General features: G+C 71.9%; 8 protein-coding genes. 5 read left to right on the forward strand and 3 right to left on the reverse strand.

Annotated features, from left to right (window positions below; translation table 11 throughout):
* The first annotated feature begins 240 nt into the window (after positions 1 to 240).
* The 3 genes from MXD62_RS32330 to MXD62_RS32340 all read left to right on the forward strand — a co-directional run bounded on the left by MXD62_RS32330 (position 241) and on the right by MXD62_RS32340 (position 5,845).
* Complete coding sequence (locus MXD62_RS32330; protein WP_248833149.1) at positions 241 to 2,493, forward strand: hsp70 family protein; 2,253 nt, start codon at positions 241 to 243, stop codon at positions 2,491 to 2,493.
* 56 nt (positions 2,494 to 2,549) lie between these two features.
* Positions 2,550 to 4,751 (forward strand): Hsp70 family protein, encoded by a 2,202-nt coding sequence (locus tag MXD62_RS32335; protein WP_248833150.1) that lies wholly within the window; start codon positions 2,550 to 2,552, stop codon positions 4,749 to 4,751.
* Positions 4,752 to 5,065: 314 nt separating this feature from the next.
* A complete protein-coding gene (locus MXD62_RS32340) occupies positions 5,066 to 5,845 on the forward strand; it encodes a class I SAM-dependent methyltransferase (protein WP_248833151.1) in 780 nt (259 codons plus the stop codon).
* 45 nt (positions 5,846 to 5,890) lie between these two features.
* On the opposite strand, the gene MXD62_RS32345 is transcribed toward MXD62_RS32340, so the two are convergent.
* From MXD62_RS32345 to MXD62_RS32355, 3 genes are all read right to left on the reverse strand, one after another.
* Positions 5,891 to 6,841: an ADP-ribosylglycohydrolase family protein gene (locus MXD62_RS32345; protein WP_248833152.1), complete on the reverse strand. Its 951-nt coding sequence runs from the start codon at positions 6,839 to 6,841 to the stop codon at positions 5,891 to 5,893.
* Positions 6,842 to 7,084: 243 nt separating this feature from the next.
* Positions 7,085 to 7,684 carry a hotdog domain-containing protein gene (locus MXD62_RS32350; protein ID WP_248833153.1) on the reverse strand — a complete coding sequence of 200 codons (600 nt, stop codon included), beginning with the start codon at positions 7,682 to 7,684 and terminating at the stop codon, positions 7,085 to 7,087.
* 8 nt (positions 7,685 to 7,692) lie between these two features.
* Complete coding sequence (locus MXD62_RS32355) at positions 7,693 to 9,492, reverse strand: OB-fold domain-containing protein (RefSeq protein WP_248833154.1); 1,800 nt, start codon at positions 9,490 to 9,492, stop codon at positions 7,693 to 7,695.
* A 59-nt stretch (positions 9,493 to 9,551) separates the two neighbouring features.
* Here MXD62_RS32355 and MXD62_RS32360 point away from each other — a divergent pair, with 59 nt between their 5' ends.
* The gene (locus MXD62_RS32360) at positions 9,552 to 10,856 is read left to right on the forward strand and encodes an acyl-CoA dehydrogenase family protein (protein ID WP_248833155.1); all 1,305 of its coding nucleotides are present in this window, start codon (positions 9,552 to 9,554) and stop codon (positions 10,854 to 10,856) included.
* Entirely contained in the window at positions 10,853 to 11,899 is a 1,047-nt protein-coding gene (locus MXD62_RS32365) for a phosphotransferase family protein (protein WP_248833156.1), read from the forward strand. Before MXD62_RS32360 ends, MXD62_RS32365 begins: the two co-directional genes overlap by 4 nt.
* Positions 11,900 to 12,060 lie beyond the last annotated feature (161 nt).

Here is a 12,060-nt window from a genome sequence, read left to right on the forward strand (position 1 = left end):
CATGCGACTGGACCGCCGGCCATCATGCCCCCCACCAGACAACCCGACTTACCGCGCGGATCACACCGTAAGCCCTGGCCGGAACATCCCGGACCATGGCCGACGGCACCCATCGAGAATTTGTCCGGAACACCAGGAACATCAGCCGCGGCCGGACCGTCCAACAGCGGACCCACCAGCAACGACCACCGAGCGGGGCCCCACGACGCTCGACGACGACCGATCCTGGGAGGCGCGTTCATGCCCGGCTGGTCCCTGGCCATCGACTTCGGCACCACCTTCACCGCCGCCGCCGCCACCGCGACCGACTCCGCCGCGCCCGAGCCGGTGGAAATCGACGGCAGCCGGTCCCTGCCCTCGGTGGTCTGCCTCGACGACGACGGCCAGATCCTCACCGGCCGAGCGGCGGCCAGCCAGGCCAACGTGTTCCCGGAACGCGCCGAACGGCTGCCGAAGCGCGCGCTGGCCGCGGGGGACACGGTGCGGCTTGGTGGGCGCGACACCTCGACCGTGGAGCTGGTCGCAGCCGTGCTGGCCCGGATCGCGCGGGAGGCGACCCGGTGGTTCGACGGCCAGGCACCGGCCACGGTCGTGCTCACGCACCCGGCCGGCTGGGGCCAACGGGAGATCGCCCGGCTGGGCCAGGCGGCCGCGCACGCCGGGCTGCCCGCGCCCCGGTTCCTCCCCGAACCCGTCGCGGCCGCCGTCCACTACACCGCCGCGGCGGGCGGGGCCGGCGTGCCGCTCGACGGCCACGTGGCCGTTTACGACCTGGGCGGCGGCACCTTCGACACCGCGGTGCTGCGCCGCACCGCCGACGGCTACGACGTGTGCGGCACCGGCGGCGACCCGAACTTCGGCGGCGAGGACATCGACACCCTGCTCCTCGACCTGGTCGCCGAGCAGCTACCGGCGGATGCCCGGGACACGTGGGACGAGCTGTGGGCCGGAGAGGGCCGGCGGGCCCGTCGCGCCCAGGCGAAGATCCGCGAGGAGATCGTCCGGGCCAAGCACGAGCTGTCCGAGCGGCCCACCCACACCGTTTACGTCGACGAGTACGTCGACGGGGTCGACGACGGCATCCGCGTCACCCGCGCCGAGCTTGACGAAGCCATCGCCCGCCCGCTGGCGGACACCACCGTCGAACTGCTGCGCACCATCCACACCGCCGGCCTCGACCCGGCCGCCCTCAGCTCCGTGTACCTGACTGGTGGAGCCACCCGCACGCCCCGCGTCAGCACCGCCGTCACCACCACCCTCGGTCGGCTCCCCACCACCAGTGGCGACCCGAAGCTCGTCGTCGCGCTCGGCGCGCTGACCACCCCGCCCGCGGCCGCACGGAGCCGGGCCCGCACCGCCGACAGCGACGCCGACGACGCTGACAACGGCGGCGGCGGCGAGCGCCGCCGCCGCGACGGCAGGACCCGCCAGGCCACGGCCGACCCGGCGCCGTGGACGGCGAAGCTCGGCATCCGCCCGAAGAATCAGCTCGCCTTGGGATTGACCATCCACCCAGCGATCGTCGACGCAGATCGTGTGTACGCCCAGGAGGAGAACGGCATCGCCGCCTTCGACGCGCGCTCCGGGCAGCCCGCCTGGCGGACGCGGCTGAGCGGGGAATCGAAAAACCTGCTGTGCGTAACCAGCGACCTGGTAGTGGCGGTGTTCCGCGAAGGGAACATCTCCCCGGACACCGTCCAGGCCATGGACAAGGACTCGGGCGCCGAGATCTGGCGCACGTCGACGCTGGCGGAGGACGACCTCGCGATGGGGCTGGCGGCCGACGAGGCTCGCGTCTTCGTCGGCGGCGGCGACGAGCTGCAGGCTTTCAGCCTGGACAGCGGAGACATGCTGTGGTCTGTTCCCGGTTACTATCCTCGGCTGCTGCACGTCGGCGATCTCCTTTACGCCACCCGCGATAAGCCGGGGAACGTCTTCGCCCTGTCGCCTGACACCGGGCGCGTACTCTGGTCGGTCCCCACAAAGGACCAGTTCGGGTGGGCCCAGCCGGCCACCGACGGCGATCTTCTCTTCATCGCCGCGGGTAAAAGCGTCCTGGCACTGGACCTGGCCTCCGGGGAGACCGCCTGGAAGGCGAAATTCGACAAAAGGCAGATCGGAAAAATAGGCGTCGACAACGACGGCCACATCTACACGTCCGAGTCCGGCGGCAGGATACACCGGCTACGAGCGGACAAAGGCCGGCTAGACCGCGTCTTCTCTTGGTCACCTGTGCGATCCCCCGCCCGGAATCAGCATTCCGGCCGGAACGTCAGCGCGCCATGCGCCGAGAACGGCTATCTCTACGCGGCCAGCGACGACGGCCTGCTCGCCTTCTCGCTGACCTCCGCAGGTACCCGACCCGTGTGGCAGCGGAACGACCTCGACGTGCTCGAGTCCACGGTCACCGTGGCCCACGGCCTGGTCTACGTCATCACCTCCGACGGTGCCCTGCACGCCGTCGACGCCGCCACCGGTCAGGGCAGGCGGTAGAACCGGCCCGCCCATCCGCACGACTCGACACGCTGTCACATCATGTAGGGGGAAATGTGGCCGACTGGTCACTGGCCATTGACTTCGGGACCAGTTTCACCACCGCCGCCATGTCGGCCGGCGGCGGCGCGCCGGAGCTGCTGGAGATCGACAACAGCCGGTATCTGCCGTCGGTGGTGTGCCTGGACGACGACGGGCAGATCCTGACCGGCCGAGCGGCGGTCAGCCAGGCCGCCGTGTTCCCGGAACGGGCCGAGCGGCTGCCGAAGCGGGCGCTGGTCGCGACGAGCACCGTCCGGTTGGGTGGGCGGGACGTCCCGACGGTGGACCTGGTCGCCGCCGTGCTCCGCCGGATCGCGGCGGAGGCCCTGCGCCGCCAGGCCGGGGACCCGCCGGGCACGGTCACGCTCACCCATCCGGCGGGTTGGGGCCCCCGGGAGCTGGATCTGCTCGGCCGGGCCGCCGGCCGCGCCGGGCTGCCCGCTCCCCGGTTCGTGCCCGAACCCGTCGCCGCGGCCATCCACTACACGGCGGCGGCCACCGCCGGGACCGCCGGGACCGCAACCGGCCTCGCCGACGCCGTCGCCGTCTACGACCTCGGCGGGGGCACGTTCGACACGGCCGTGCTGCGCCGGGTCGCCGACGGCTACGAGGTGTGCGGGGCGCCCGGCGGTGATCCGCACTTCGGCGGCGAGGACCTCGACGCGCTGCTGCAGGACCTGATCGCCGGCCATCTCCCACCGCAGGCCCGGGACGCCTGGAACATCCTGTGGGCGGGCGACAGCCGGCGGCACCGGCGGGCACAGGCCAAGCTCCGCCTGGAGATCACCGCGGCGAAGGAGGCGCTGTCCGAGAACCCCACCCACACCCTGCACATCGACGACTACGTCGACGACGCCCCCGAGGACGGCATCCGGATCACCCGGGCCGAGCTCGAACAGGCCGCCGACGGGCCGCTGGGCCGCACCCGCGACGAGTTCCTGCGCACGATCACCGCCGCCGGCGTGGAACCGGAGAACCTGACGGCGGTCTACCTCACGGGCGGTGCCACGCGCACCCCGTACGTCGCCAGCCTGCTGGCCGCCGCGCTCGGCCGGCTTCCCACGACCAGCGGCGACCCCAAGGCGGTCGTCGTCCTCGGCGCGCTGACCACCCCGCCGTCCGCGCCCCGGGGCACCGCGCGGAAGGCCGGCCGGGGCGGCGGCCCGATCCGGCGGCCCGAGGTCGCCGCCGCGCCCTGGACCGCGCGGCTGGGGATCCTCAGCGACGACGAGGTGCGGTACGGCGGCGGGTATCCCGGCCACGTCGTCGACGGAGACGTGGTCTACGCCCAGTCGCCGGCCGGCATCTTCGCCTTCGACGCCCGCTGCGGTGAACCGCTCTGGGAGAACCCCGAGATGGCCGGCGCACCCTGCGGCCGGATGTTCGTCGCCGGTGATCTGCTCGTGTCGGCTGTCGGCCCACGCCACGGATCGACCGAATCCGGCAGCCGGCTCTGGGTGGGAGACAGACGTTCAGGTGCCGAACTATGGCACCGCGCGCTTCCGAGCGGGCCCCGCTATCACGGCCTGGCCGTCGACGCCAGCAGAGTTTTTGTCAATATCGGCCAAGTTCAGGCTTTCTCCCTGACAACCGGAGATCAGCTGTGGTCCACCCCCGTTCAGGGGTACGGAATACTGAGAGACAAGGATCTTCTTTACCTTTCACACGAAGCTCCTGGGCGGGTCTCGGCCCTCTCGGCGGAAACCGGCACCCTGGCGTGGAGCACTCCCACCAAGGATCAGTTCTGGTGCGTGCCCGCGACCGACGGGAATCTTCTGTTCGTCGGCGCCGGAAAAAGCGTCCTCGCCCTGGACATGAGGTCGGGTGGGATCGTCTGGAAGGCGAAGGACTACCGCAAGCAGACCGGCACGATCGGCGTCGGCCAGAACGGCCATATCTACCCGTCTCAGTTCGGCGGAATTCGCGCCCTGCGCGCCCACGACGGAAAGGGGGTCGGCAGTTTCAACTGGCCGCGCGGTAACTCGTCGCACCAGAATCGCACGGCCGCGCACGCCACCGCGGACCGCCTGTACGCCACCAGCGATGACGGCCTGCTCGCCTTCCCCGCGGGTGGAGGAACACCCGTGTGGCACCGGAAAGACCTCAGGGTGTTCGAATCGACGGTGACCGTCGCGCACGGGCTGGTCTACGCCGTCACAGCCGACGGGCATCTGCACGCCGTCGACGCGGCTACCGGCCGGGGATCCGCACGGTAGGTTCTTCCCCACCTCGGAACGAACCAGCCTGGGCTGGATCTCCCGCCCCGTCCGGGCCGCGTCGAGTACGTCCCACAGCCGGCGCGGCCCGCCCTGGTGCCCACCGGTGGCCCGGCGCCAAGCGCGGTGGCCCGCGCCCAGGAGCCGTCCGGATGGGCCAGCGGAATAGCCGGTGCCGACGAGCCGGATCACCAGGAACGCCGTGTCGACCCACCGATCGACAAGGCCCGGCCACGTGTGTACCCGGCCAGGAGGAATGCCAGCCGGCGAAAAACGGGATGCGGGACCGGGAATTTCATGGCATGGTTTCGTGCATGGGAGCGGACCATACGGAGAACCTCGACGGCGTCGATCCGGCGCAGTACGGGGACCGGATAGCCGACGTATACGACGAATGGTTTCCCGGTGCCACCGCGGGCCGGGAGGAACCCGAAACGATGGCGGAGGTCCTGGCTGGTCTCGCCGGCTCCGGGCCGGCTCTCGAGCTGGGAATCGGTACCGGTCGCGTCGCGCTGCCGCTCGCCGCGCGCGGAGTTCCGGTGTCAGGTATCGACGCGTCCGGGAGAATGGTCGCGCGGATGCGGGCGAAGCCGGGTGGCGACACCGTCCCGGTGGCCATCGGTGATTTCGTGGACGTGGCCGCGTCGGGTGGGCCGTTCAGCGTCGTCTACGTCGTGTTCAACACGTTCTTCGTGTTGCTGAGCCAGGATGACCAGGTCCGCTGTTTCGCCAACGTGGCGCGCCGGCTCCGGCCGGGCGGTGTCTTCGTCATGGAGGCCTTCAGGCCGGATCCCACCCTGTACGACCGCGGTCAGCGGGTAGCCGTGAACACGCTCGACGGTGACGAGCTCCGGTTGAGCGCGGCGGTCCACGATCCGGCCACGCAGCGGGTCCGGGCCCGGACTGTCTCGGTCACCGAGGGCAGGGTCCGGATCTACCCGGTCGAACTGCGGTACGCGTGGCCGTCCGAGCTGGACCTGATGGCGCGCCTGGCCGGGATGACGCTGGTCAGCCGGCACGCCGGCTGGCACGGGGAGCCGTTCACAGCGGGCAGCCTCACCCATGTCTCGGTCTGGCAGGTCGTCGGCGGCTGACCGGCCGGAGGGCGGGACGATGCGCCGGTCCGGTCGGCGAGTGGATCAGCGGCGGGAGCGGCGCATGTCCGCGCTGGGGTGGTGGCTGCGCAGGGAGTGCAGCGCCGGGGCGAGCTCGCTGATCTCCGGGGCGTATTCCAGCTGCTGCGCCCAGCGGGCGGGCACGGCCGCGGCGCCGTCGCGGGCGCCGAGGAGGCCGCCGGTGATGGCACCGGTGGTGTCGGCGTCGTCGCCGCGGTTGACGACCGCGACGAGAAGGTCCTCCAGCGAGTCGGGCTGTTGGAGGGCCCAGACGGCCACGGCTAGGGAGTGCACGACGTATCCCGTGGTGGGCAGGTCGGTCAACGATGTCGCGGCGGAGGTGGCGAGGGCGGCGTCGACCTCGGGGGCGGGGACGGTGGGGGTGGTGTCGCGTCCCGCGTGGAGGGCTTCGGGGACCGGTGTGCCCTCGACGAGGGCGGAGACGATCGCGGTGTAGGCGACGCAGGCGTGCACGCAGCGGGGGTCTGCGTGGGTGACGGCGCTGATCTCGGCGGCTTCGCGGGCGCACCGGTCCGGGTGGGAGCGGGTGAGGCCGGTGGGCAGGGCGCGCATGAGGCTGCCGTTGCCGGCGCCGCCGCCGCGCGCCGCGGCGGTCGCGGCGGCGCCGGCGGCCAGCGGCTCCTCGCCGTCGGCGATGCGACCCAGGGAGGCCGCGGTCATGCCGCCGATGTCGCGGGGACGTCCCCGGTACCAGCGCAGGAAGTGCTCGGTCACCGCGCCGAGCTGGTAGCCGTCGGCGTAGGCGCGGGCCACGGCGATCGTCAGGTCGGTGTCGTCGGTGCCCTGCCCGGGACGCCACCCGAACGCCCCGCCGCCGGTGATCTCGGTGTGGACGCCGTGGCGGCGCCTGATCTCCTCGGGGGGCATGAATTCCAGGGTGGCGCCGAGCGCGTCACCGGCGGCCAGTCCCAGCAGCGCGCCGTGGACACGTTGCTGGGGGGTCGGTGTCGTCATCGGTGTGCCCTTCTGGTTGGTGCTGGGGTGCGACTCAGGTCCAGCTGGCGCCGTCGACCCTGACGCTGAGGCGGATGCCGCGCCGGCGCTAGGACGCCCTGCCCGCTCCCGGGCACCGACGGTGAGCCGGCGGCCGGGAGCGCTCAGGGCAGAGTGGTTCGGCCGGCGTCGTCCACCCTCAGGCAACGCCCCCACCACGACAGCTCAGATCATCCACCCCGACCATCACGTGCCGTTGCAGCATTAGCGCTGGCCAGGCTTGAGGGTGATGAACAGGGCGGTGGCGTCGGCCGTCACGGTCTCACCGTCGTAGAGCGCGGCGGTCAGGAACCGCTTGCGGCCCTCCTCCCGGTCGTGCCGGACCTCGACGCGGAGCCGGACGTCGATCGGGGTGACGGCGCGGAAGTTGACGTTGAGGTAGGCCGTCCGCGCCATCGGCCGGCCGCCCGCGTTCGAGAGCCGTCCCATGATCTCGTCGAACATCAGGGGGATGGCGCCCCCGTGGGCGGCGCCGAAGCCGCCGAGGTAGTACCGGCCGAACGTGACGTGCCCGACGAGGCGGTTGTCGTCGGCCTCGTCGACGTGCACCGCCGGCAGCAGCGCGTGCGCGCGGCCCCCGATTCCGGGTGTCCGGCCGGCGGCCTGCAGGGTGTCGGCCACCTGGTAGGGCTTCAGGAGACCACTGAGCCGCTCCATGTCGAGGCAGGCCTGTCTCGCCACGTCGGCCGGCAGGTCGACGCCGCTCACGGTGTCCTGCAGGACCCGCAGGGCGTCGAGCAGCTGGGCGAACTCGGGCTCCAGGCCGCCGGCCGTCTCGTCCCGCGCCCGCTGGTTCTCCGTCAAGACCCCTCCTAGGACCGGCGTAGCAGCATCGCGCCGGCGGGGGCGAGCCCGCCGGTGCTGACGGCGGCGACGGAGCAGCCGTCGACCTGGCGCTCGCCGCCCTGGCCGCGCAGCTGGACGACCGCCTCGTGGATCATGCCCATGCCGTGGGTGCGGCCGGCCGAGAGCTGGCCGCCGTGGGTGTTGAGCGCGACGATGCCGCCCTTGCGCGCGATGTTGTGGCCGCCGGCGACGAAGTCGGCGGCCTCGCCGACGCCGCAGAACCCCATGGCTTCCAGCCAGGACAGGCAGTTGAAACTGAAGCCGTCGTAGAGCTGCGCGACCTGGACGTCGGCCGGCCGCAGCGAGGTGCGTGACCACAGGTGCGCGGACGGGCCGAGCGTCTGCGGCTCGTGGCTCGTCGTGCTCTGGTGCCAGAGGAACCGTTCCGTGATCTGCGTGCCGACGGCTTCGACGAACACCGGCGGGCTGGCGAGGTCGTGGGCGGTCTCCACCGCGGACACGATCACGGCGAGGCTCGCGTCCATCGGGACGTCACAGTCGTACAGGCCGAACGGCGTGGTGATCATCCGGGCGTTCAGGTAGTCGTCCATCGTCATCGGGTCGCGGTAGACGGCCTGCGGGTTGAGCGCCGCGTTCGCCCGCTGGTTGATCGCGATCCAGCCCAGGGCCTCGCGGGTCGCGCCGTAGCGGCGGAAGTAGTTCGAGGCGATCATCGCGAGGTTGATGGCGACGGAACCCACGCCGTACGGCGCGATGTACCCCTGCGGCCCCGTGATCCGGCCGCCGCGACCGCCGATGCCGTAGGGGCTGCCGCCGCCGGGGTTGGCGGCCCGCTGCTGGGCGGCGTAGGTGGACTGCCACACGGTGCGGAAGCACAGGACGTGGCGGGCCAGGCCGCTGGCCACCGCGAGCATGGCCGCGACGACGGCGCCGCCGGGGCCGAACGTCTCCGAGCCGCCGTTGTACCAGGTGGGCCGGATGCCGAGCGTGTCGGCGAGCGCGGTCACCCCGCCCTCGGTGAAGCCGCCGATCAGCTCCCCACCGGGGAAGGTCGACAGCCCGTCGATGTCGGACAGCTCCAGGCCGGCGTCGGCGACCGCGGCCCTGGCCGCCGCCGCGGCCAGCGCGAGCGGCGGCAGCATCAGCCGCCGGCCGACCGGGGACATGCCGATCCCGGTGATCGCCACCCGGTCCTCGAACTTGTCGGCGCGAACCATCGGCCGCACGTGCCGCCCGTGCTCCGCCGGGGCGATGGCGTCGTCGGGGAGGGGCCCGAACACCAGGCCTCGTCGCGACTCGTCGCTCTGCTCCGGGCCAGGTTCCTCTGACGCCGTCTCCGCCGGGCCCGGTTCGTCCGGCGCCGCTTCCGCCGGCCCCGGTTCTTCCGGCATCGGGGCGAAGACCGGTAGCCACACGTCCTCGGCCTGTTCGAACCGCACGTGGACGCGCAGCCCGACGGCCGCGTCCTCGGCCGGGATGTCCACCAGGCCAGTGATCACACGGACCCGTGGATCCTCGTCGATCGCGACGGAGGCGACGACGAACGGGGGCGGGAAGGCCGGTTCCCACGGCTGGTGGTTGACGGTGACGCCGATGACCGTGCCACGGCCGCTCACCTCGGTGACCCCGAGACGGTCGGAGTGGCAGTAGCAGCAGACCGGCTGGGGCGGGTGCACCAGCGAGGCGCAGTCCTGGCAGCGCTGGAACCGCAGGACGCCGTCGCGGCCCGCGGACCAGTAGAAGGCGTTGAGATCGTCCACCGCGGGCAGCGGCCGCGGCGCCGAGGGGGAGGCGTTGCTCGTCACTCGGCAAACAATATATTGTCGACTTGAGAAAGCAATCCCGGGATCACTGGAGGCGCGCCGTGTGGGAGTTCGAGACCGAGCCGGAGTACCAGGAGAAGCTGGACTGGGCGGAACGCTTCGTCCGGGAGGAGGTCGAGCCCCTCGACGCGCTGTGGCGGCACCAGGTCTTCGAGCGGCCGATCGACCCGGTCATCGGGCGCATCGTCGGCCCGCTCAAGCAGCAGGTCCGCGACCAGGGCCTGTGGGCCTGCCACCTCGGCCAGGAGCTCGGCGGCCAGGGCTACGGCCAGGTGAAGCTCGCCCTGCTCAACGAGATCATCGGCCGGGCGGCCTGGGGCCCGGTGATCTTCGGTACGGCGGCGCCCGACACCGGTAACGCCGAGATCCTCGCCCACTACGGCACGGAGGAGCAGAAGCGGCTCTACCTCCAGCCGCTGCTCGACGGCGACATCGTCTCCTGCTTCGCGATGACCGAGCCGCAGGGCGGCTCCGACCCGGGGGTGTTCACCACCCGGGCCGAGCGGGACGGCGACGGCTGGGTGATCAACGGCCTGAAGTTCTTCGCCTCGCACGCCAAGTGGGCCTCGTTCTACCTCGTCATGGCGGTCACCAATCCGGACGTCGCCATCCACCACGGCGCGTCGATGTTCATCGTGCCGAGCGACACCCCCGGCATCGAGATCGAGCGCAACATGGCCCTGTTCGGGCAGGACGTGCCTGGCCAGGGCACCCACGGCCTCGTCCGCTTCACCGACGTCCGGGTGCCGGAGGAGAACGTGCTGGGCGGCGAGGGGCAGGCCTTCGCGATCAGCCAGACCCGGCTCGGCGGCGGGCGGATCCACCACGCGATGCGCACGGTGAGCCAGGCCCGCCGAGCCCTGGACATGATGGTCGAGCGGGCGCTGAGCCGCGAGACGAAGGGCAGCCGGCTGAGCGAGAAGCAGTCGGTGCAGAACTACCTCGCCGACTCCTACGCCGAGCTCACCCAGTTCCGGCTCTTCGTGCTGTACGTGGCGTGGCGCATCGACAAACTGAAGGACTACCGGGCCGTCCGGCACGACATCGCCGCGGTGAAGGTGCTGACCCCGCAGGTCATGCACAACATCACCCAGCGGGCGCTGCAGGTGCACGGCGCGCTCGGGACGACGAACGACCTGCCGCTCAACGAGTGGTTCTCCGGCTCGATGATCCTGGGCCTGGCGGACGGCCCCAGCGAGATCCACCGGGTGACGGTCGCCCGCGCCGTGCTCAGGCAGGGAAAGCCGGCGGAGGGCCTGTGGCCGACGCAGTGGCTGCCGCTGCGCCAGGAGGCCGCGCGCAAGAAGTGGGCGGAGTTCCTCGAGCCCGCGGGCGCGGACCAGTGAGCCAGGTGACGAGCGACACCGGCCCGGCGCTCGACGTCGACGCGCTCGGCCGGTGGCTGGACACCCGGGACCTGCCCGGCGCGGGCCTGCCCGTCCAGGCGCGGCTGCTCTCCGGGGGCCGGCAGAACGAGATCTTCGAGGTCAGCCGCGGTGACTTCCGTGCCGCGCTGCGCAAGCCGCCCGCCGCGGCACCGGCCGAGCGCGACGCCGGGATCCTGCGCGAGTGGCGGATCATCGAGGCGCTCACCGGTACCGACGTGCCCGTCGCCGACGGCATCGCCGCCTGCGCGGACCCGAGCGTGATCGGCCGTCCCTTCTACCTGATGGATGTCGTCGACGGCTGGTCGGTGATGAACACGCCGGGCTGGTGGGCACCTCCGTTCGACACCGACCTCGAGGCGCGCGGCGGGCTGGCCTACGAGCTCATCGACGGCATCGTGAAGATGGGCGCCCTCGACTGGCGGGCCCGCGGCCTCGGCGACCTCGGCCGTCCCGACGGCTACCACGACCGGCAGGTCGCGCGCTGGACCCGGTTCTACGAACGGATCCGGGCCCGGGAGATCCCCGGTCTCGACGAGGCGACCCGGTGGCTGTCCTGCCACCGGCCGCTCGACTTCGTCCCCGGGGTCATGCACGGTGACTACCAGTTCCCGAACGTCATGTTCCGGCACGGCGCGCCGGCCCGGCTGGCGGCCATCCTCGACTGGGAGATGGGCACCGTCGGCGACCCGAAGCTGGACGTCGCCTGGGCACTGCACAGCTGGCCGGAGGATCCCACCGGCCCCTCGGACAACGAGTACCTCGTCGGCATGCCGCCGCGGTCGAAGCTCCTCGCGTTCTACGCGGAGCGCTCCGGCCGGCAGGTGGATGACTTCGACTACTACCTGGTGCTGGCAAAATGGAAGCTGGCGATCGTCCTGGAGCAGGGCTACCAGCGCGCGAACGGTGACCCGAAGCTCGAGGACTTCGGAGGCTATGTGGTCAGGTACATGAAGGAAGCGGCGGAGACCGCCGCATCGAGCGACTATCCCGCGGTGTCGTGACAGAGGATGCGGACATGACGGGCGAACGCCCGCGCCGAGGGCGCCCGCCCCGGACGGCCACGTGAGCCTCCCGTGACGACACGTGACGCCGACCCGAGTGCGATCCGGCTGCTCGCCTCGGGTCGGCGGCGCTACGGCAACCTCAAGGACGAGGCGGCCGA

Origin of the sequence: Frankia sp. Mgl5, from assembly GCF_023242985.1 — a bacterium.
In the GTDB taxonomy this organism is placed as follows: domain Bacteria; phylum Actinomycetota; class Actinomycetes; order Frankiales; family Frankiaceae; genus Parafrankia; species Parafrankia soli.

Excerpts from the sequence above, each read along its gene's own strand:
- MXD62_RS32340 (WP_248833151.1), top strand. The coding sequence starts at position 5,066 with ATGGGAGCGGACCATACGGAGAACCTCGACGGCGTCGATCCGGCGCAG.
- MXD62_RS32345 (WP_248833152.1), bottom strand. The coding sequence starts at position 6,841 with ATGACGACACCGACCCCCCAGCAACGTGTCCACGGCGCGCTGCTGGGA.
- MXD62_RS32330 (WP_248833149.1), top strand. The coding sequence starts at position 241 with ATGCCCGGCTGGTCCCTGGCCATCGACTTCGGCACCACCTTCACCGCC.